At 58.2% G+C, this 21756-nt stretch carries 18 protein-coding genes and 1 other RNA gene; 9 read left to right on the forward strand and 10 right to left on the reverse strand.

Going from position 1 to position 21756, the window contains the following annotated elements:
• Nucleotides 1-164 precede the first annotated feature (164 nt).
• The 5 genes from AD948_RS10225 (at nucleotide 165) to AD948_RS10245 (ending at nucleotide 4199) form a co-directional block, all read left to right on the forward strand.
• A complete protein-coding gene (locus AD948_RS10225) occupies nucleotides 165-869 on the forward strand; it encodes an HPP family protein (protein ID WP_211264470.1) in 705 nt (234 codons plus the stop codon).
• A gap of 106 nt (nucleotides 870-975) precedes the next feature.
• Nucleotides 976-1309, forward strand: a transfer-messenger RNA (tmRNA) gene (gene ssrA / locus AD948_RS10230).
• Between the two features lie 185 nt (nucleotides 1310-1494).
• Nucleotides 1495-2046, forward strand: coding sequence for an SspB family protein (locus AD948_RS10235; RefSeq protein ID WP_035380140.1), 552 nt, complete (start codon nucleotides 1495-1497; stop codon nucleotides 2044-2046).
• A gap of 43 nt (nucleotides 2047-2089) precedes the next feature.
• On the forward strand, nucleotides 2090-3748 hold the full coding sequence (locus AD948_RS10240; protein WP_061471844.1) for a fumarate hydratase: 1659 nt from the start codon (nucleotides 2090-2092) through the stop codon (nucleotides 3746-3748).
• A 58-nt stretch (nucleotides 3749-3806) separates the two neighbouring features.
• On the forward strand, nucleotides 3807-4199 hold the full coding sequence (locus AD948_RS10245; RefSeq protein WP_006558909.1) for a VOC family protein: 393 nt from the start codon (nucleotides 3807-3809) through the stop codon (nucleotides 4197-4199).
• A gap of 131 nt (nucleotides 4200-4330) precedes the next feature.
• On the opposite strand, the gene AD948_RS10250 is transcribed toward AD948_RS10245, so the two are convergent.
• From AD948_RS10250 to alr, 3 genes are all read right to left on the reverse strand, one after another.
• Entirely contained in the window at nucleotides 4331-6031 is a 1701-nt protein-coding gene (locus tag AD948_RS10250; RefSeq protein WP_248845991.1) for a glucoamylase family protein, read from the reverse strand.
• A gap of 113 nt (nucleotides 6032-6144) precedes the next feature.
• Complete coding sequence (locus AD948_RS10255; RefSeq protein WP_006558907.1) at nucleotides 6145-7401, reverse strand: D-amino acid dehydrogenase; 1257 nt, start codon at nucleotides 7399-7401, stop codon at nucleotides 6145-6147.
• A 41-nt stretch (nucleotides 7402-7442) separates the two neighbouring features.
• The gene (alr, locus tag AD948_RS10260; RefSeq protein ID WP_061471821.1) at nucleotides 7443-8576 is read right to left on the reverse strand and encodes an alanine racemase; all 1134 of its coding nucleotides are present in this window, start codon (nucleotides 8574-8576) and stop codon (nucleotides 7443-7445) included.
• 138 nt (nucleotides 8577-8714) lie between these two features.
• On the opposite strand from alr, the gene AD948_RS10265 reads away from it, so the two are divergent.
• Nucleotides 8715-9167 (forward strand): Lrp/AsnC family transcriptional regulator, encoded by a 453-nt coding sequence (locus AD948_RS10265; protein ID WP_006558905.1) that lies wholly within the window; start codon nucleotides 8715-8717, stop codon nucleotides 9165-9167.
• Nucleotides 9168-9191: 24 nt separating this feature from the next.
• On the opposite strand, the gene rbfA is transcribed toward AD948_RS10265, so the two are convergent.
• The 5 genes from rbfA to rimP are packed head-to-tail and all read right to left on the reverse strand — an operon-like array spanning nucleotide 9192 to nucleotide 15187.
• A complete protein-coding gene (gene rbfA, locus AD948_RS10270; protein WP_035380149.1) occupies nucleotides 9192-9674 on the reverse strand; it encodes a 30S ribosome-binding factor RbfA in 483 nt (160 codons plus the stop codon).
• On the reverse strand, nucleotides 9671-12355 hold the full coding sequence (infB, locus tag AD948_RS10275; RefSeq protein WP_006558903.1) for a translation initiation factor IF-2: 2685 nt from the start codon (nucleotides 12353-12355) through the stop codon (nucleotides 9671-9673). The genes rbfA and infB overlap by 4 nt, the downstream gene beginning before the upstream one ends.
• A complete protein-coding gene (locus AD948_RS10280) occupies nucleotides 12352-13008 on the reverse strand; it encodes an RNA-binding protein (RefSeq protein WP_006558902.1) in 657 nt (218 codons plus the stop codon). The genes infB and AD948_RS10280 overlap by 4 nt, the downstream gene beginning before the upstream one ends.
• A 34-nt stretch (nucleotides 13009-13042) precedes the next feature.
• Complete coding sequence (gene nusA / locus AD948_RS10285) at nucleotides 13043-14569, reverse strand: transcription termination factor NusA (RefSeq protein ID WP_035380151.1); 1527 nt, start codon at nucleotides 14567-14569, stop codon at nucleotides 13043-13045.
• A gap of 30 nt (nucleotides 14570-14599) precedes the next feature.
• Nucleotides 14600-15187, reverse strand: coding sequence for a ribosome maturation factor RimP (rimP, locus tag AD948_RS10290; RefSeq protein ID WP_006558900.1), 588 nt, complete (start codon nucleotides 15185-15187; stop codon nucleotides 14600-14602).
• Between the two features lie 226 nt (nucleotides 15188-15413).
• Here rimP and AD948_RS10295 point away from each other — a divergent pair, with 226 nt between their 5' ends.
• The 3 genes from AD948_RS10295 (at nucleotide 15414) to AD948_RS10305 (ending at nucleotide 18319) form a co-directional block, all read left to right on the forward strand.
• Nucleotides 15414-16010 carry a hypothetical protein gene (locus AD948_RS10295; RefSeq protein WP_058987403.1) on the forward strand — a complete coding sequence of 199 codons (597 nt, stop codon included), beginning with the start codon at nucleotides 15414-15416 and terminating at the stop codon, nucleotides 16008-16010.
• Complete coding sequence (locus AD948_RS10300; protein WP_035380153.1) at nucleotides 16007-17290, forward strand: AAA family ATPase; 1284 nt, start codon at nucleotides 16007-16009, stop codon at nucleotides 17288-17290. Before AD948_RS10295 ends, AD948_RS10300 begins: the two co-directional genes overlap by 4 nt.
• Nucleotides 17291-17362: 72 nt before the next feature.
• The gene (locus tag AD948_RS10305) at nucleotides 17363-18319 is read left to right on the forward strand and encodes a hypothetical protein (RefSeq protein ID WP_006558896.1); all 957 of its coding nucleotides are present in this window, start codon (nucleotides 17363-17365) and stop codon (nucleotides 18317-18319) included.
• 510 nt (nucleotides 18320-18829) lie between these two features.
• Here the strand turns inward: AD948_RS10305 and AD948_RS10310 are convergent.
• On the reverse strand, nucleotides 18830-19735 hold the full coding sequence (locus AD948_RS10310) for a LysR family transcriptional regulator (RefSeq protein ID WP_045542610.1): 906 nt from the start codon (nucleotides 19733-19735) through the stop codon (nucleotides 18830-18832).
• Nucleotides 19736-20215: 480 nt separating this feature from the next.
• Nucleotides 20216-21733, reverse strand: a complete 1518-nt coding sequence (locus AD948_RS10320) for an ABC transporter substrate-binding protein/permease (protein WP_061471846.1) — start codon at nucleotides 21731-21733, stop codon at nucleotides 20216-20218.
• Nucleotides 21734-21756 lie beyond the last annotated feature (23 nt).

Genomic DNA, 21756 nt, shown 5'->3' on the forward strand with positions numbered 1-21756 from the left:
AGGTGAGCGGCCTTTTCCCCGCCACCAGCCCCGTATTTCAGCACTCTTCATTGGACACACCTGAGCAGACGTGTCAGAAAAAATCCTGCCCCCAGAAAGTAATTTTGAAACCGTTACAAAAAACTCGTCAACTTCTCTCCGCCCTTCCGGCAGATCTCTCCTCCATGAAGAAACATGTCTCTTTTCTGCCCTCCGGCATGACTCTTATCCGGCCAAAGCCCTCACCCGTGTTGATCGGACTTGGAGGTGTATGCGGAATCCTGACCAGCATGCTGGTGACAGGATGCGTCACCCCGGCCTCCCTGCCCGCTCTTGTTGCGCCCATAGGGGCGTCCTCCGTTCTGGTGTTCGCCTTGCCTGCCAGCCCATTGGCCTCCCCTCGGGCCGTGATCGGCGGAAACATGATCTCCGCCATGGTTGGGGTGCTGGTCAGTCTGGTGGTCAGTAACCCCATGCCAGCGGCAGGGCTGGCCGTGGGGCTTGCTATTCTGGTCATGAGTCTGACCCGCACCCTCCACCCACCCGGCGGCGCGGCGGCGCTTACCTCCGTGCTCATGCATCCCTCTTCTGCCGGGCTTGGGGCCGCCTTCCTGTTTCCCATTGTTCCGGTTGGCCTGAACTCAGTTTTGCTCGTGGGGGTGGGGGTCGCCTTTCACCACCTGACAGGACACACCTATCCTCATCAGGCTCTTCCTGCCCCGCCCCAGAAAACAGGCGTGCAGCGGGAGGATATTCTGGCGGCCCTGAGCAAAACAGACGAAACATTTGATATTGAGGTGGACGATCTGGAACGCCTGCTGGTTCTGGCCGAAAGCCACGCACACCAACGGCAGGCACCGCCGCCCCGGCCCGCTGCCGCCCCGCAATAACCCGCTCCACCGTCATACCGCAGGGGCCACACGGCCACCCGCAGGCGCGGCCCGAGTCCTCCACCAGACCCAGGCACACCGCTGGCATCACACCACCCGCAGCGTGCCTCTTGCAAAAAGCCCATGTGCTCCTTATGTTCAGCAGTGCAGGAGGGGCTTGCCCCTTGGCTATGGCGATAAACGGAACGTGGAATAAGCGTAGTGGACCCGGGGGCAGTACCCGGCGTCTCCACCATAAAAATCCGGCCTTTACGGGCATGGACAGATGGGGACGAAACAGGCTCGACACGCGTGGTAAAGACCTTCCTTTTGCCCGGCATTGTACCACCGTTATCGGGCTAAACTTACAAGTGCCAACGATAACTCAGAGGTGCTCGCTGTTGCTGCATAAGCGATAAGCGCGGTTCGGGAGGGCACCGGGCAACAGAAGCCCTCCCACTTTTTTTCTCCTCATCGCTGTTTATTTTTACGCTCTCAGGCGTTTTGCATTTTGCATGGCTGCCTGCCGTGGCAGAGAATCATGCGCCACTGCCTTGCGCTCGCCACACCTTTCCCGCATGGCTGACGGCAGAGTGATCAAAAGGACGCCGGAGCCCCCATACCGGCGCAGAACAGGAGAGCCGCCATGACTGATGACCACGATAACACACCGGAAAACGGCGCTTTTCCCCCTGAAAGCCTGCTGCCTTATGAACGCTGGCTGGAAGACGCCTACCGGGGTGTGATGTTGAGTGCGCTCGAATATGTGAGCCGTGAAGGGCTTGCAGGCGAGCACCATTTCTATCTGACTTTCCGGACTGACTTCCCCGGCGTGGACATTCCGGCCCGTCTCCGCGCCCAGTATCCGCATGAGATGACCATAGTGCTGCAACACCAGTTCTGGGACCTGAAGGTAGATCGCCCGGCAGGCATTGTGTCTGTCGGTCTGTCCTTTGGCGGCATTGGCAGCACGCTGGTCATTCCCGTGCGCGCCTTTACCGGCTTTGCTGATCCTTCCATCCATCTCAGCCTGCATTTCATGGCAGAAGAACCGGATGAAGCCGAAACCACGGACACGCCCGTGGTGGATGCAAACGCCGCGGACCAGCAGGAAGCCAGCGGAACAGCAGAAAGTGATTCATCTCCGCAGGTGGTGAGCCTTGACGCTTTTCGCAAGAAAGGGCCATCACCCGCCTGATGGCCCCGGCAGAGGGGCCAAGGCCACGGAGATCACGCACACCATGAATAGCCAGCCCCCCCGCCCGCCTGTGCCTGCCTTTGCTTACTCCCCCATCTTTCCGTTGGGGGAAGACACCACCACCTATCGCAAGGTGGATATCAAGGGGGGTGTCAGCACCTCTCAGTGTGGTGGCAAGACCGTTCTGCACATCACACCCGAAGCGCTGACAGAATTCACGGCGCAGGCGTTCCATGAAGTGGCCCACTACCTGCGGCCCAAACATCTGGAACAGCTCTCCAGCATCCTCAAAGACCCTGAAGCCTCGGACAATGACCGCTTTGTGGCGCTTGATCTGCTGAAGAACGCCTGCATTGCCGCAGGGGGTGTGCTGCCCATGTGTCAGGATACCGGCACCGCCATTGTCTTCGGCAAGAAAGGCCAGCGTGTGTGGGTTGAGGGCGATGAGGAAGTCGCGTTCTCCAAAGGGGTGTATGAAACTTACACCCGCACCAATCTGCGCTATTCACAGATGGCGCCTCTGTCCATGTTCGAAGAAAAGAACACCGGCACCAACCTGCCCGTGCAGTGCGATATCTTCGCCAGTCCCGCCACGCATCATGATGAACAGTTTGATCTGATGTTTGTGGCCAAGGGCGGCGGCTCCGCCAACAAGACCTTCCTGTTTCAGGAAACCCGCGCCCTGCTGGGGTCTGAACAGAAACTGCTGGACTGGCTGGACACCAAGATCAAAACGCTGGGCACCTCCGCCTGCCCGCCTTACCATCTGGCCATTGTGATTGGCGGCATGTCTGCCGAGCAGACGCTGAAAACCGTCAAGCTGGCTTCCACCCACTGGTATGACAGCCTGCCCACCAGCGGCAGCCCCACCGGCCACGCCTTCCGTGATGTGGAAATGGAACAGAAAATTCTGGGCCTTACCCGCAAGCTGGGCATTGGCGCGCAGTTTGGCGGCAAGTATTTCTGCCACGATGTGCGGGTGATCCGCCTGCCGCGCCATGGGGCCTCCCTGCCGGTTGGCATGGGCGTTTCCTGCTCTGCTGACCGCCAGATCAAGGCCCGCATCACGGCGGATGGCTTTTTTCTGGAACAGCTTGAGCATGACCCCGCCCGCTTCCTGCCTGAAACCACGGACGAGCATCTGGGTGGAGACGCCATCAAGATTAACCTCAACCGCCCCATGGATGAGATCCGCAAGGAACTCTCGCAATATCCTGTCAAAACCCGTCTGGCACTGACCGGCACCGTGGTTGTGGCGCGCGATATTGCCCACGCCAAGTTCAAGGAACGGCTGGACCGGGGTGAAGGTCTGCCGCAATACCTGAAAGACCACCCCGTTTATTACGCAGGCCCTGCCAAAACACCCACTGGCATGGCCACTGGCTCCTTTGGCCCGACAACGGCCGGGCGTATGGATTCGTATGTGGCGGAACTTCAGGCCAATGGCGGCTCCTTTGTCATGCTGGCCAAGGGCAACCGCTCCAAAGCCGTGAAGGACGCCTGCCAGAAATATGGCGGCTTCTATCTGGGCTCCGTTGGCGGCCCCGCAGCCCGGCTGGCGCAGGACTGCATCCGCAAGGTGGAAGTGCTTGAGTATCCCGAACTGGGCATGGAAGCTGTGTGGAAAATTGAGGTCGAGGACTTCCCGGCGTTTATTGTTATCGACGATAAGGGCAATGACTTCTACGCTGAGTTAAGCTGAGCCATTCAGCCGCCCGCCTTACGGGAAGGCGGGCCAGCCAGAGGAGCCGTGCCGTTTCATGCGCTTTACCGTTGACCGGATGGACCATGCTGTCCTGACTGTAAGAGACCTCGAAATTTCAGCATCCTGGTACCAGCGGGTATTAGGGATGGAGCGGGAGGAATACGGGCGCAACAACCGCACGGCCCTGCGTTTTGGTGGCCAGAAGCTCAACCTGCGCCCACAGGGCACCGAGGGATGGGAAACCGCCGTCCACGCGCTGCCGGGAGGGAATGACCTATGCTTTGTCACCGCCGTCACCAGTGACGATGTGGTCGAACATCTGGAAAAATGTGGCGTGAGCATTGTGGAAGGCCCCGTGGCGCGCCTGGGGGCACTTGGGCCGATCACATCCGTTTATTGTCATGATCCGGACCAGAACCTGATTGAAATTGCCTCCTATCAGGGCTGATCAAAAAAGCGCCGTTCAGTCTGATCTGAACGGCGCTTTTTATATGAGAGACAATAAACGCGTCTGAGGAAGCAACGCAGGGGTAGCCCCCTGCCCTGCCTCGTCCTCAGCCTCGCATTAGGCCAAATGTCTTACCCGGCCTGATTGGTCCGCACGGCACTTTTCTGCTCGGCCGGTGCAGTGTCAGACGCAGAAGACGTGCCAAGCCAGCCGCCCCGGAAACCGGCACGCAGCAATCCCTGCCGAATAACCGGATTGCTTTTCATCACGTTCCACACAAACCCACTGCGGCGGTTTTCCAGCATCAGCAGAATGGGCCCCTGATCAATGCCCAGATAAGCGGTGTCAGACCAGAAAGGCGTATTGCCCTTGTGGTAGCTGGGGTTGAACGCATCCACAAAGCCGTAGCGGCCATAAATGTGGCTGCCATATCGCTTTTTCATTTCCCGCAGGGCAGGCACCGCAATTTCAGGCGCAAAGGCAACGGACCCACCTGCCGCTGTGGGGGCAATGGTGCCATCATCCTGCGTGTAATCCAGCCCCGCCCCTCGTGCGGAATAGGAGAAGAAGTGGCGCGTCTGCCCGTTGACGGTTTCCGTCACTTCACCGGGGCCGTCACTTGCTGTCAGCCCCCATACATCCGGCCCGTAATCCTGCCACTTGCCGGGGTTGGCCATGGCATAGGACCGCTGCGCATAGGCCGCACGACGGCTGTTTTCAAAATAATCGATGCCTTTTTCACGGTTCCAGTCATCCTGAATGCCCCGGAAATCAATCCAGGAATGGGTGTACTGGTGCCCGAAAAGCGGTGCGAAATTCAGCAGCGTCTGCCCGCTATATTCCCCCCAGCGTTTGTCATTGGTGGCCAGCCACGCCTGCCAGGATGCCGGCTGCAACGGGTGCGTGGCAGATCCCAGCGCCAGCACATAGGCCATCATGCCTTCACTGTAGCCTTCCCAATAATTGGGCAGGAACTGATGTTCTGGCGACCACCCCATACTCAGGCGCTGATCAGGCCGGCGCATCCACGGCCAATCCACATTCTGAAAAAGCCTGTTGGCCAATGTGCGGATTTCACGCTCCTGCGGCGTATCCTGAGTGTAATAGCTTTCTGTAAACAGCACACCCTGCATCAGCAACGCGGTATCAATGCTGGACAGCTCGATATCCTTGTTGAAGCGTAGGCCGGTTTTATGATCCAGAAAATGATAGAAAAACCCGTGATAGCCAGAAGCATCGTCCGCACTGGCGTTCTGCGGCAGGCGAGAAAGATAACGCAGGGTATTCAACGTACGCGTAATGGCCTGAGCCCGCGTAATATAGCCACGTTCCGCGCCAATGCCGTAAGCCGTAAGCCCAAACCCGATGGACGCCACGCTGGCCTGTGTCTGATCAGACGGATAACGGTCAGGCACCAGCCCGGTCTGCGGGTCTCCGGACTCCCAGAACCATTGGAAGGTGCGGTGTTCCAGATCTTCCAGCAGCGCCTGATCTGCCGCATTGGGCTTGAACGGAGCCGCTGCCGTTGAAACAGTCTTTTGGGAAACAGCCGGAGAAGAAATACTGGCCTCGGCAGCGTGCGTCACGGTAGGGGCCAGCCCCCCACCGGCAGCCGCAAAAAGCCCGACGCCAAGAGAAAGAACAACCCGAAAACCAACACCCGGACGCGCACCCTGCCGCCTTTTCCGGCGCAGAGAACCCTGCCCTGAAAACCGCTTATCCACCATATCGACTGTAGCCCACCCCTTATTTCCCAATGCCGGAACACCACGCTTTTCCGGCAGACGCAGGTAAGGAACCACCCAAAACAGGCATATCCATGTCACTGCCATGACAGTAACAGGACACAGTTTTGAAAAAACCACGATATGCGAATAAGAGACTTTAAAGTTTTGTTAAAGAAACGATAGAAACGCCGCCCTCCCAAAAGAAGGCGGAGCGAATTTTACTGACCGTAACGGAAGACGTTCAGATCTTCATAAGCTATATCAGGCTTCTTTCCAGACATGATATCGGCCAGAACCCGGCCTGAACCACAGGCCATGGTCCAGCCCAACGTGCCATGCCCCGTGTTCAGGAACAGGTTTTCATATCCTGTGCGGCCAATAATGGGTGTGCCGTCCGGCGTCATGGGCCGCAGGCCGGTCCAGAACGTGGCGCCGGGTACATCACAGCAGTTGGCAAACAGGTCCGTCACGGAATGTTCCAGTGTCTCCCGGCGCGGTGCACGCAGGCGGCGGCTGAACCCAGCCAGTTCTGCCGTGCCCCCCACCCGCACGCGGTCTCCCAGACGGGTAATGCCGATCTTGAACGTTTCATCCATGATGGTGGAAACCGGCGCACGGGCTGCATCCGTAATGGCAGCGGTCAGGGAATATCCCTTCACCGGATAGATGGGCAGATCAAGCCCAAGCGGACGGACAACTCCCGGCGAGAAACTGCCCAGAGACAACACATAGGAATCGGCCGTCAGCACGCCGCCACTGGTTTCCACACCAGTAATGCGGCCACCATCTGCCAGAATCTGCTTGATCTTGGTGTTGTACAGAAAAGTTACGCCCGCTTTTGCAGCCATGCTGGCCAGTGTCTGCGTAAACTTGAACGCATCGCCCGTTTCATCACCCGGCAGACGCAGACCACCCACAATTTTATGCGCGGCATCGGCAAGCCCGGGTTCAGCCTTCACACAGGCATCACGGTCCAGCACCTCATAAGGCACCTGGTATTGTTTGAGCACGGCAATATCCAGTGCCGCGCCATCAAGCTGCTTCTGGGTGCGGAACACCTGCAAGGTGCCCTGTTGGCGGTCATCATAGGTAATGCCGGTTTCCTTGCGCAGGTCCCCCAGCACATCCCGGCTGTATTCTGCCAGCCGCACCATACGGCCCTTGTTCCGATCATACGCAGGGGTGGTGCAGTTTTCCAGCATCTGCCACAGCCATTTCCACAAATGCGGGTCCGGCAGAGGCCAGAACACAAACGGACGATGCGCCATCATGAGCCAGCGTATGGATTTAAGCGGCACACCCGGCCCGGCCCATGGGGCGGAATAACCGGGCGACACCTGGCCTGCATTGGCAAAGCTGGTTTCCATCCCGGCTTCGGGCTGACGGTCCACAACGGTTACTTCATGCCCGGCCTGCGCCAGATACCATGCGGAGGTCACCCCAACCACGCCACCGCCCAGAACAAGAACTTTCATAATGCGTCGCCCTTAATGTGTTCAGAAAATATCTGATGTTTTCACGCGTGATTCTGGTAAACGCGGTGATACCGCCGCCCCAGAGACGTTAGAACCTCATAGCCGATGGTCCCTTCCGCAGAGGCAACATCATCCACGCCATATTGTGCGTTCAGCAGATCCACCAGTGCATCAGCCGCCAGTTCCGCCTCGGGAATGGCAGAGACATCCACCGTCATGGAATCCATGGAAATCCGGCCCAGAATGGGCAATTTCTGCCCCTTGAACCACGCACAGCCCGTGCTGGCGCCCTGACGGGCAAAACCATCCGCATAGCCTGTGGCAAGGGTCGCCACCCGGCATGGCCCCTCGGCCTGCCATGTCAGCCCGTATCCCACCCTGTCTCCTTTTGAGAGCGTGCGGGTTTGCAGCACACGCGCCTGCAAACGCACCACCTGCTTCAGGGGGTTGGGGCCAGAGGCATTGGGGGCCACGCCATAAAGTGCTGCACCAGGGCGCACCAGATCCTGATGATGCGCAGCACCCAGAAAAATACCGGATGATGCCGCGAGGCTGAGCGGTGCCGGAGGCAACTGGGCGGCATACTGTTTCAACCGCTCCAACTGCTGGGCATTAGCCGGGTTCTCCGGCGTATCCGCACAGGCCAGATGGCTCATGATCAGGCTGAGAGATATCCCTTTCAGCAGAGCAGGGTTTTCAAAAAGCTGCTGAACATCGCTTGCAGAAAGCCCGAAACGGGACATGCCTGTGTCCAACTGCAAGACAGCATCAAGCGCCTTGCCCTTCCGCTCAGCCAGTGCGCGTAACTGCGCAATCTGTTCCATGCTGTTGAGCACAGGGCGCAGCCCGCTTTCCACACATTCCGCTAAAGCGTCCGGCCGGGCCCCGTGTAGAACGGTAATCCGCGCGTGTGGCGAAAGAGAGGGTCTCAGAGCCAGCCCTTCATCCACATGCGCAACAAAAAACTCTTTTGCGCCAGCCTTTTGCAAAGCAGGCGCCACATGCGCCGCGCCAAGCCCATAGGCATCCGCTTTGACCACCGCAGCACACACCGCACCGGCAGTGCGCTGAACAAGCTGGCGATAATTGTCCACTATGGCTCCCAGATCCACCGTCAACACGGCACCTGCCCGGGTAGCAGCCCAGTCAGCACGCGGAAGAGAACAGGAAGACATGGTGCCAGAACTCCACACTGTTTCGATATGACAATTTTAGCAAAGAGTGTGTGGCATATCTTGCCGTTTTGTCGCATAAAATTCTGACAAAGATGATTTTTATCGCATAACATGCGGCAATAGACAGGAAGTAGATACATGATCTTCGACCGCATGACAGACGCCATTCTGCGCCACCTGCAACATGATGGACGGCTGAGCAATGCGGATCTGGCCCAGCGCGTGGGTCTTTCGCCCTCAGCGTGCCTGCGCCGTGTTAAACTTCTGGAAAAAAACGGAATTATTCAGGGCTATCGCGCCATTATTGATCGCAATGCCACACGCACCATGGCGACGGTGATTGTACAGATCACACTGGAGCGTCAGACAGAAGACTGCCTGCGCCGCTTTGAAAGCCGTGTGCGGGATTGCCCCGATGTAAAGGAATGTTACCTGATGACAGGCGATGCGGACTATCTGCTGCGCGTAGAAGCGCAGGATATGTCAGATTACGAACGCATTCATAAAGAAGAACTATCCCGCATGCCGGGTGTTGTGCGGATTCAAAGCAATTTTGCTATCCGCCCCGTTGTGCAGACATGGAAGAACTAGGAAAGCCCCAAAAGGTGGCCTTTCTCAGTTCTCCGAATCGTCTTTCTTGTCTGCGTCCGGTTCGTCTTCTTCATCCAGATCACGCTTCACATCTGGAGATTTCAGCAGACTATCCATATGCATGGCGTAATCCAGCGTTGTATCTGGCTGGAAATGCAATTCCGGCGCTACACGCAGCCGCAGCTTATGCGACATCTGGGTACGCAACCATGGGGCTACCCGCTTGAGCGCAGGCAGCAGCGCATCAATATCGCTCCGGCCCAGACGCGCCACAAATACGGTGGCATGTTTGAAATCCGGAGAAAGACGCACTTCCGTCACCGTAACCGTGGCGTCTGCCAGATCAGGATCACGAAAAGTGGTCCGCGCAAAAAGTTCAGCCAGCACACGACGAACTTCTTCGCCCACCCGTAACTGGCGCTGAGACGGCCCTAAAGGAGAAAGACCGGCGAGATACCCCGCCGGTCCTTTCATTCCAGGCCTGTCTGATCCGTTCCGACGGCTCATGCAGGCACCAACTCACTTTCAAAACATTCGACCACATCGCCTTCGCGCAGGTCATTGTATCCAGCAAAGGAAAGACCGCACTCATAACCACGGGCCACTTCCTTGACATCGTCCTTGAAGCGCTTGAGCTGGCTGAGGTCACCTTCATGGATAACCACACCATCACGCAGCAGACGCACGCCACAGCCGCGTTTGACAACGCCTTCCGTAACGTAACAGCCAGCCACCTTGCCCACTTTGGTAATTTCGAAAACCTTGCGGATTTCGGCATACCCAAGGAACTTTTCGCGATGCTTGGGCGCAATCTTGCCACGCACCAGCTGCTCCACATCATCAGCTACCTGATAGATGATGGAGTAGTAGCGGATTTCCACACCTTCGCGCTGGGCGAGGGTACGGGCCTGCGCTGTGGCACGCACGTTAAAGGCAATGATAACGGCATCAGACGCCTTGGCGAACTGCACATCACTTTCCGTGATCTGCCCCACCGTTGCGTTAAGCACGCGCACTGCAACTTCTTCATGCGCCAGCTTGAGCACTGTGGTCTGGATGGCCTCGGCAGATCCCTGAACGTCCGCCTTGATGAGAACCGCCACTTCCTTCTGCTCACCCGCCTGAATACGGGCCAGCATCTGGTCCAGCGTGCCGCGAGCCGCAACCTGACCTGCAACCTGATGTTCCTTCAGCTTACGCTGACGGAATTCAGAAATTTCGCGGGCACGGTTTTCGTTCTCGACCACAACAAACGGAGCACCTGCAGAAGGAACGCCTGTCAGGCCAAGAATTTCAACCGGCATGGACGGCGTTGCATCCGCAACCTGACGGCCACGGTCATCAACCAGCGCACGCACACGGCCCCATTCCGCACCAGCGACAACAATGTCACCCTTATGCAGGGTGCCCTTCTGCACCAGCACGGAGGCCACGGACCCACGGCCACGGTCCAGACGGCTTTCGATCACCGCACCTTCTGCCGTCCGGTTCGGATTGGCTTTCAGGTCCAGAATTTCGGCCTGCAGAAGAATGGCTTCTTCCAGCTTGTCCAGTCCTTCACGCTTCAGCGCAGAGACTTCAACGTCCTGCACGTCACCGCTCATGGATTCCACAACAATCTCGTGGCTCAGCAGTTCCTGACGCACGCGGTCAGGGTTGGCACCGGGCTTGTCGATCTTGTTGATTGCCACAATGATCGGCGCATTGGCTGCCTTGGCGTGTTTGATGGCCTCAATGGTCTGAGGCATCACACCATCATCAGCCGCCACAACCAGCACCACCACGTCCGTAATGGAGGCACCACGGGCACGCATGGCGGTAAACGCCTCATGTCCGGGCGTATCCAGGAACGTGATCTTGGCACCGGATGCCAGCGTCACCTGATAGGCACCGATATGCTGGGTAATGCCCCCGGCTTCACCTGCCGCAACGTCTGTGGTGCGCAGGGCATCCAGCAGAGAGGTCTTACCATGGTCAACATGGCCCATGATGGTCACAACTGGCGGACGCGGCTGCAGATCTTCCGGTGCGTCCTCAATGCCTTCAATGCCCAGCTCAACGTCGCTTTCAGACACACGGCGCACACGGTGGCCGAATTCTTCAACGATCAGTTCAGCCGTATCGGCATCAATGGTCTGGGTCACCGTTGCCATGACGCCGTTTTTCATCAGCGCCTTGATCACTTCACCCTGACGGGCGGCCATACGGTTGGCCAGTTCCTGAACCGTGATGGTTTCAGGCAGCACAACATCACGCACCACCCGGACCTGATCGGCACGGAGACGTTCCAGTTCGGCCTGACGGCGTTCACGTTCACGCTGACGACGCACAGAAGCGAGTGAACGCGTCTTGTCGTCATCCCCTTCAATCGCGGCCTGAATATCAATCCGGCCTGCGCGGCGACCACTGTCACCCTTACGGGCACCACCGGGGCTCTTGCGCGGAGGCGCACTGCCACCCGGACGACGTGCAGGGCTGCCACGGCGGGGCTGATCATCATCCCCTTCCGCACCACGACCACGCAGACGCAGGGTCTGGGCAGCAGCCGCAGCACCATCAGCCGCAGCGGCTGGCGCTGCCTGCGGACGCGGAGCAGCAGGCTTAAGCGGCTTGGCCGGCATGATGGCCCGCTCAGCCAGAGGCTTCAGGCGCCCAACAGGCGGAGCCAGCGTGACTTCACCCGGAATGGGCACAGCAGAAACCACCGGCCCTTTGGCTTCAATCGGCTTGATGGAGTCGATGCGTGCCTTGCGTTCCGCTTCCTCAGCTTCAGCCTTGGCTACAGCTTCTTCTTCAGCGGCACGCTTTTCATCTTCTTCACGACGGCGGGCTTCTTCAGCGGCGGAAAGAATCTGGATCTTTTCCTGCTCGCGCCGTTCAGCCTCACGCCGTTCGGCTTCTTCAGCCGCTTTCTTCTGTTCCTGCAACACGCGCTGGCGCATTGCCAGCTCGGCAGCCGTCAGGGTACGGCCACCTCCTGCACGACCGCCCGCACCACGGCCACCAGCTCCGCCTGCAGCGCCGGGGCCACGCTTCTTGCGCACCTCAACCTGCACGACCTTGGAGCGGCCATGGCTGAAACTCTGCCGCACGGACCCGGCATCAACCGTCCGTCCGACTTCCGAACGACCCGCCGGCCGAAGGGACAAACGTCCCTTACCCTGATCCTGATCCTTGCCTTCGCTCATTGACCCGCCTGTTCACACCCATCCGCCGGAAAGGTCCGGCGAACCCGGGAGCCGCCTTGAGCAACCCCCGAAAAACGCTCATTCTCACAACACAGACGGGAGGCAAGACCTCCGTGCGCCAATGCTGCGTTTACAACCCGCTCACGCCCGAAAACCCTTGCAAGGTCTTCAGCCGAAAGCGCCTCAATCACAGGTAAGTTCCTGGCACCCGACAGGAGCCGATCCAGTTCATCCCTGCTTCCATCAGATGCATGAATGATCACTGCGGCCTCACGCCGCATCACCCACTCCCGCACCTTCATGAAACCACTGGTAGACTGCCCGGCACGCCGGGCCAGCCCCAGAAGTTCCACCATGCGCCGACGCAGACCGGCCTCAACCTGAACAGCCAGATCTTCGGGCACCGTTACCTGCCGCCGTGCCGCCCGCGCGAACACGCCGCGCTTGCGGGCCTGTTCTATCACATCCCGCTGGGCGCTCAACCATATTCCCCGTCCGGGCAGTCGCGCGTCCAGGTCAGGCACAACAACAGATGAGGGTGATACCACAAAACGCAACATCAAGGCTGGTTTTTCCTGCTGCCGTGTTACTGCACAGCGCCGCAGGGGGCCTTTTTCGTCTTCATCCGCTTCGGGCAAAAAATCACCACTCATTGTTTGTCAGGCTTTTCAGCAGCCAGACCCGTTCTTACTCCTGCTCGGCGCTTTTGCCGTCTTCCTCGTCAAACCAGTGAGCACGCGCCGCCATGATGATTTCATTGGCAGCATCTTCCTCAATAGCGTCAGTACCGAGAATTTCGACAAGCTCATCACCAGCCAGATCAGCAAGGTCGTCCAGAGTTTTTACACCCTTTTCACCCAGTGTCACAAGCATCTGGTTGGTAAACACGCCCATATCGGCAATGTCATCAGACACACCGAGCTCGCGCCGCTTGGTATCCAGGTTTTCTTCCTGTTTGACCAGATAGGCTTCGGCGCGCTGCACCAGTTCACTTACCACCGATTCGTCAAAACCTTCAATGCCAATCAGTTCATCCGGGTCGGCATAGGCCAGTTCTTCAATGGTATGGAAGCCTTCCGTCACCAGAAGACCGGCAATCACATCATCAACATCCAGCGCTTCAACAAACAGGTTGGTGCGGCGACGGAATTCTTCTTGGCGGCGTTCGGATTCTTCAGCTTCGGTCAGGATATCAATATCCCAACGCGTCAACTGGCTGGCCAGACGCACGTTCTGCCCACGGCGGCCAATGGCCAGCGAAAGCTGCTCGTCCGGCACCACCACTTCAACGCGGCCCGCTTCTTCATCCATCACCACTTTGGAGACTTCAGCCGGGGCCAGTGCGTTCACCACAAAGGTCGCGGCCTGCGGGCTCCACGGAATGATATCAATTTTTTCGCCCTGCAGTTCGGCCACAACCGCCTGCACGCGAGACCCACGCATACCCACGCAGGCGCCAACCGGATCAATGGACGCATCACGGGAGATCACGGCCATCTTTGCACGGGAACCCGGGTCACGCGCCACAGCCTTGATCTCAATGATCCCATCATAGATTTCAGGCACTTCCTGCGCGAACAGCTTGGCCAGGAAGGCCGGATGCGTGCGGGAGAGGAAGATCTGCGGGCCACGGGGTTCATCACGCACATCATAGATGTAGGCGCGCACGCGGTCGGAGTTGCGGAAGGATTCACGCGGAATCAGCTCATCCCGGCGCAGCAGCGCCTCGGCAGAGCCGATTTCCACCATCAGGTTGCCGTATTCGGTCCGTTTGACAGTGCCGTTGACGATCTCGCCTACGCGGTCCTTGAATTCGTTATACTGGCGCTTGCGCTCATATTCCCGCACGCGCTGGACAATCACCTGCTTGGCGGTCTGGGCGGCAATGCGGCCAAAATCGATAGGCGGCAGCGGATCAACCAGATATTCGCCAGCCTTGATTTCCGGCTGGAACTTGCGGGCAATGGCCAGCGGAATCTGGGTTTCCTCGTTCTCTACCTGCTCGACAACTTCCGTCCAGCGGGAGAGACGCACTTCACCCGTCCGGCGATCAATGGTCGCGCGGATATCTTTTTCATGCCCGTATTTGGCACGTCCGGCCTTCTGGATAGCCTGCTCCATGGCTTCCAGCACTTCTTCGCGTTCGATTCCCTTCTCGCGCGAAACAGCATCTGCAACCAGCAGCAGTTCAGGACGGGAAACAGAGGTATCCATACTCTCAGCTCTCCAAAGCAGGCGACGTGATCAGTGTAACTTGCGCCCGGCCGGTTTTTCTTCCCCGGCCTTGCTCTTTTCATTCTCGCCCTCATCATCGGCAGGGCGCGCCATCTGCGCACTCGCCTCAATCAGGGCATCCGTCAATACCAGTTTTGCCCGGCGGATTTCCGCCAGCGGCAAACGGGCCTCAGTTCCATCATCCAGCCGGAGTCGGCCGGTTTCTGCATCCGCCCCCAGGACAACACCGGAAAACCGGCGCCGACCATCAACCGGAACCAGAACTTCCACCTTGGCCTGATGGCCGGTGAAGCGGTTCCAGTCCTTGGCGCGCGTCAACGGACGATCAATTCCGGCGGAGGACACCTCAAGCGTCCAGGCACCGGGAATAGGATCTTCCACATCCAGCACAGCGCCCACGGCATGGCTGATGCGCTCACAATCTTCCACATTGATGAGCGAGCCATCCTTGCGGTCCGCCATGATCTGCACTGTCGGGCTTTCACGCCCCAGCACCGCCACGCGAACAATCTCATAGCCAAGATCATCCAGCGTTGGCGCCACAAGGGCGACAAGGCGGGCTTCCAGGCCGGAATGGATGGGCAGATCAGCGTCCAATGCAAAAAAGGCGGCCCGTCAAGGCCACCCCCCAAAATTCTGATAAAATGAAAGGATGATGTTTCATGTAGGGGATACCAGACCATGCTGCAAGAGTTGAAACCCCTGTTGCCCTTCTTTTCCCACCCCCCATAAAAAAGAAATTAGTCGTGCGGGGCTCTTTTCGGGGCTTTCCTGCGTTTTCAGAACTTGCACACTCCCACCCGGATATGTCTGATTACATTTCATGAACGATCTGCCTGACCCCGTGTATAAAGCGCAGCCGGAGAAAGAGGAGAAACCCTCCCATTTCCGCACCGTGCTTGTCGCTCTGGCAACCTGCACCCTGCTGGCCGGTGCCGGGGTCCATTTCATGGGCTCGGGCAACAACACCTCCACCACTCCGGCAGCAGCGGGAAGCGGAGATAACCAGAGTGCGGATGCATCGCAGCAGCGCACGGGCATTCAGCTTTCCCTGATTGCCCCCGACAAGGCAGCCGAAGCCCTTGCCTCCTCCGGTTATTCTGAAAAAGAACAGGCTGACATTCTGGCAGGCGTGAAGCGGCGCGATCTGCGTCTGGTTGCCATGCCCATTTTTGATGCCACAGGCACGGGGGGCACTGTGTCTGTCATATCAGGCACCATGCACCGTACCGTTGCCCTGCAAACAAACCCCACCGTATTGATTCTCCCCATTACGGTTGCCGGAAATGTTGATATCCTTCCCGTGTCTGATCCGGGCATAGTAGGAATAGGAAGCGGCGTGATAACCATGTTCGGCCCACAGGTTCTGCCTGTTATGCATCAGGGTGACTCTCTTGGCCTGACGGTGATTGCCCAATGAAAGGCCTGCTACCAGCCCTTAACCGGCTGATGCCGTTGATGATGGTGATTTTTCTGGTGCTGGCCAGCATCCAGATGGCCATCAGTCTGCACCTTTCACTGGCCTCGCTCACCCATTTCATGGAATGGTGTGCACCGGCATGGCCCATAATTGCCGCAGTCAGCGGCTTGTTGACCATAGGCGGGCTGCTGTTCGAAACACGCGCCGAGCGGCTTGCACGCAAAGGCTTATTACGCCGACGGGGGTGGATGATGGACGTTCTTGCCAGACTGACCAACCGCAACGCGCTTGAAGAAATGCTGGCGCGGGAACAGCGGGAAACAACAATTGATGCCGAAGAACTGGCCGCCAACCTGCGCGCCCGCGTGATTGGCCAGGATCAGGTATGTGAAGATATTGCCGTGCAGTTGCGCCGCAGGCTGGCCCTGCAGGTTCGCGGCAAGCCGGTTGGTATCTTCCTGCTGGCAGGCCCACCCGGCACCGGTAAAACCTATCTTGCCAAACAGATGGCCCGCCAGCTTGAGCGCCCTCTGCTGCATTTTGATATGACGCAGATGAGCAGCCCGCACGCAGCCACCCAGCTTTTTGGCTCCCCCAAAGGGTATGTGGGTTCTGATACCTACGGCAAGTTGACCGGCGGCCTGAAGGAAAAGCCCGATGCCGTGGTGCTTCTGGATGAAATTGAAAAAGCCCATCCGGACGTATTCAAGAAATTCCTGACCGCGTGGAATGATGGTCATATTACCGAGGCCTCCACCGGGCAGCAGATTTCCACCGTTCGCGCCATTTTTGTGCTGACATCCAACATCGCAACCGATGCGCTGACGGAAATTGCGGATCGCCTGCATGATGATCCGGACCGGATGCGCGCCGAGTCGGTTGAAGCACTGCGTCAGGCTGGTTTTGCCCCGGAAGTGCTCAACCGTCTGGACCGTATCTTTGTATTCCGTGCGCTGAAGGGGCTGGATATTGCCCGCGTTTCCGCACTGGAAATCGAAACCATGATCGAAAGCTACGGGCTGAAGGTGGAAACCGGCGGTATCGATGCGTCCCTGCTGATGGATGTGATGCGCCGCCAGAGCCGTATGGGCGATGCCGCATCGGCCCGCGATCTTGTGCGCTCCATTGAAGACATGATCAGCGAATCGCTGATTGTGGCGCGCCAGCAGGGTGCCTCCATGATTCGCATCTCCCGCGATGAGGACGGCACCGTGACAGCCAAAATAGCCGACAATAACGGTGACAACAGTGAGAGCATGCACGCTCGCCTGACCCCATAAGCGCACGGGGCCTGCCGGTGGGTAGGCCCCAGTTTTTTCACACCTGATACCGTCTGGACCGAGCATTACGGCATGTCCGCTTTTACCCGCCTTTGGCAACGTGCCCCCCTGTGGCGCACGGTTCTGATTTCCACCAGTGCATGCGGCATTTTTTCCGTGCTGTTTCCCGCCCCCTGGCTGACGGCCCGCCTGCCCTACTACCAGACGGTAACGGACAAGGTTGGCCACATGCTTGGCCGAAGCTCCGCCGCGCAGACCAACAATGCCGAAGGGGAAGGACGCCGCATGGTTTCCCAACCCCCGCTGGATGCACAGTTTGAAGGCGTGATCCCTTTTGCCGGGCGTCAACTTCCGCTCCCGGCTGGCAAATGGCACCCTGTTTTAAACTATCAGGATGATGTTTCGCATGGGGAGATTCTGACCTCCATTTTCGTGCGGTCAGAACGCGGTGTGGTCACGGGCTTCATCATCGCGCAGGCCACCACACAATCCCTCCCGTCCTCTGATACCCAGATGTTGCAGGATATGTGCCATAGCGGCTTCAACTTTACAGTTGGAGACCTGCCGCAAGATGGCACCCACACGGAATGCTGGCTGACATCCCCCATACGGGTGGTGAACAACCTGTTCCTCACTTCCAATCAGGCCTTGCAGGGCCTTCTGAGCAGCCCGCTGTTCATTCCGCCCGCATTGCAGCGGCTTGGCATGATGGGCTTTGACCTTCCCCCCATTCTGGTGGATGCGGGATGGACCCATATTGAGAAAAGCAAATCTGGCACCGGAGTCGATTTTGCGACCATCCACACGCTGCTCAGCCCGGCGGAAGCAGGGCAACGTGCCGTGCCGGGTGCTCCGGAAGACTGGTCCCGCGCGGGCATGAACAATTCCCCCATGGTGGCGGATTTTGTGAAACGCAGCGATACGTGGTTGAAAAACTGGCTGCCTTACCTGCGCAAAGGGTACAACAGCACCCTGGAAGGCGGCCCGCTCCCCGCTGCTGCAGCCACAGACCCCGGTTTCCACGGTTAAAACCTGCGTTCTTACCGTGTGACCCGATGCAGAGGCAGGTTGCCGGGAAAAACGTTTCTCCCCGCGAAATCAAAGCCTCGGTCATGAAGAGGAGAGGCCCTGAGGTGGGAGGAGCGGCCGCCTAGCGTCTGCTCTCCTCTGCGTCACGGAAGAAATGCCGCAACGGGAGAGATCATCTCCCGCCCCTCCGACGCCCCCGCACCAAAAACACATTCACTGTCGTTGGGCGCAAAATGTCCCACTCTTGCACAAGCAGACAGTCAGAAGACGCTTTTGCTACCTTCACGACCTCGCGCCAAAAAGCTGGCGAGGATTTTGTAAGGCCGAGACGCTACTTGAAGAGTCCGAAAATCTAAGCCGCGAGAGATTAGTCACGCAGGAAAGCTGGAGTCTGAAGCCTACAAACAAGATGCCCCAGTGATGAAAGAACGCAGGACAAAACCCCACGCTTTTCGGCACCAACAAAAGGCGTGGCATATTAGTCCACCAGATTTTTCAAGTAATCTCTCTTCAGGATTTAGGCGTTTCCCTCAGGACATCGGAGGAAACCTCAATCAGGAAATCGAGCACCGTACGCGTCCGCAGTGGCAGGGTGCGCGGGCCCGTATGCACTGCGTAGAATGGCAGAGAGGGAATGTTCCAATCTGCAAACAGGCGTACCAGTTTTCCCTCTTCTACGGCTTCCCGCACCAGGAACTCTGGCAGCAGACCAATGCCGATGCTGGCGGAAACAGCATAGAAAACGGCCTCACTACTATTGGCCCGGAACACCGTTGAGGGCGCGATAACGCTTTCTTCTTCTTCCCGGTAAAAATGCCAGTCATTCCGGCCACCGCCATAGTTGTAAACAATGGCAGGATATTCTGGCAGGTCACGCGGATGTTCTGGGGTGCCGCACCGTTTCAGGCAGTCTGGAGAAACAACCAGCCATTTGCGCACCACGCCCAGCTTGCGGGCAATCAGGGAGCCTTCGGCAATTTCCCCTACGCGCACGGCCAGATCCAGCCCTTCTTCCACCAGATCTCCAAACGAGTCGCGCATCACGATCTCGACTGAAAGATCAGGGTGACGCTCCAGCAGCTCCCCCAGTCGTCTGGTCAGATAGAGGCCAAACGCCGTGGTCACCCCCAACCGCACCAGACCGGAGACAGACGCACGCCGTCGCCCCAGAACGGTTTCAGCCGTTTCCAGAATTTCCAGAACTTCATAGGCATGGGGCAGAAGGCTGCGGCCGTCTTCTGTCATCATCAGGCTGCGCGTGGTGCGGGCAAACAGCGTGGTGCCGTAATGCGCTTCCAGCAAGGCGATATGCCGTGAAATAGTGGGCTGACTGACACCTGTCTCACGCGAGACAGCCGAAAAAGAGCCTGTGGCCGCCACGCGGACAAAGCTGTGAAGAGCAGAAAGAAGGTCCATCAGGTTCCGGAACACATGTGCTGAGACGCTGAAACGCCCTGCCCTGCCTTTTCAGCAGACCGCTTGGTACGGTTCCGGGCACCGCACCGCACAGACCACCGTCAGACCCGGCTAGAGTATAGCTGTAATCATACGACTATCGTATTTATATCTGACTCATACTTATTTTATACACAATTGACGGGAGCACTCTTCCGCCATGCCTCAGGCGCATTTGATGTGCCAACGCCTTACTGCTTCCGGCCCCACAAGAGGGCCGGTGCCAAGTCTGGTAGGCCGGGCGGGCGGGATTTTTGACAGCAACATGCACCGTTTTTTGCCGCCCGTAGGCCCCAGCACCGTGACCCTGAGCTTGGTCTTGGTCTTGGTCTTGGTCTTGGTCTTGGTCTTGGTCTTGGTAGCTGAAAGCCCTGCTGTTCAATCTCACAACTGCCTTGCCAGCCTCACGCGCTGATCTTTCACACCTTCTTGGCGGCAGCCTTAACGGCGGCGTGTGTGAGGCTGCGCCAGTTTCTTTTCCGCCATACGCGCCAAACGCACAAACGGCAGCCCCAGCAGCAGATAAGCACCGCCCACCATCAAACCCGTGCCAAAATAGTCAAAATAGGTGGAAGACAGGCGAATATAGGTCTGGGTGAGTTCTGTGAGCGTAATCACACTGACCAGCGATGAGTCTTTCAGCAGAGAAATGAAATCATTGGTCATGACGGGCATCACCAGCCGGAACGCCTGTGGCACAACCACAAACCGCAACGCCTGAATATGCGTCATGTTCAGGGCCAGCGCGGCTTCCATCTGACCACGGGCCACGGATTGCAGTCCCGCGCGATAGTTCTCGGCCTCATAGGCTGCGTAGTTAAGCCCCAACCCCATCACCCCGGCCAGAAACGGGCCAAGATTGATACCAAACTGCGGCAGGCCATAGAAAATGAACAGAATCTGGATCAGCAGTGGCGTGCCACGGACTATTTCCACATACAGCCCGGCGAGAGACGCCATCCACGGTGCGCCATACAAACGCAGCAGAGCCAGTGACAACCCAAGAGCCACTGCCAACACCATGGCACACAAGGAAACGGCAAGGGTAAGAACTGCCCCTTTGGCCAGCAAAGGCAGAAACCCGACATAACGCCGCAACCGTTCCGTCCAGCCAGCGCCGCCCTGTTGCGCCGCGACATAAGACTGCCACTCGGTAGGGGCGATATCAGGTGTGGAAAAATCCTGCGCGAACTGCGCCATTTCAGGCGTCCACAAATTCCAGCGTGCCAGAATGGTGTGCAGGCTGCCATCCTTGAGCATGGCGGCCAGAGCCGTGTTGACCTGCTCCCGCAGCGCCGCGTTCTGGCCTTTGGCAAAAGCAATGCCGTAAGCCACGCGCCCAATGGGTTCGCCCGTTATCTGCAAGGCGGGATTGGTTGCGCCGTAATACTGAGCAATGGGGCCATCAATCAGGATGGCCTCTGTGCGGCCATTCACAAGATCCATGAACACATTGGTTTCTTCATCATAGGTGCGCACCTGCACCTTGGGATGCCCGGCTAAAATCCGCTCTGCCTGAGTAGCCTTGATGGTACCCACCACGTGCCCATCCAGATCCTCCAGCCGGGAGAATTGCGGGCCGTCCCTGCGCACCACAATCCGCTCGGATGTCACGTAATAGGGGCTGCTGAAATCTATGCCTTCCGCATGCTCCGGTGTGATCTCGATCCCGCAGATCACCATGGCGTACAGACCGCGTTTCAGGCCGGGAATCAGGCCATCCCAGTCATTCTGAACGAACGCCAGATCCCGGCCCATGTGGCGGCCCAGTTCCTGCATCAGTTCATATTCATACCCCGTAAGGCGCGACTGATCTTTCAGGTCATGAAAAGTGTAGGGCACATCTGCTGAAGCATCAGCCGCCCACCGCAAAGGTTCGGCCGCGAACCCCGCCTTTGGCGCGGACAGACCAAAGGCGGCCACCAACGCCAACACTGCAAGAAGCCCAGACCGAACCATGACAAACCGTGACAGAAAATGCC

The sequence above is a fragment of the Acetobacter senegalensis genome (genome assembly GCF_001580995.1).
GTDB lineage: Bacteria > Pseudomonadota > Alphaproteobacteria > Acetobacterales > Acetobacteraceae > Acetobacter > Acetobacter senegalensis.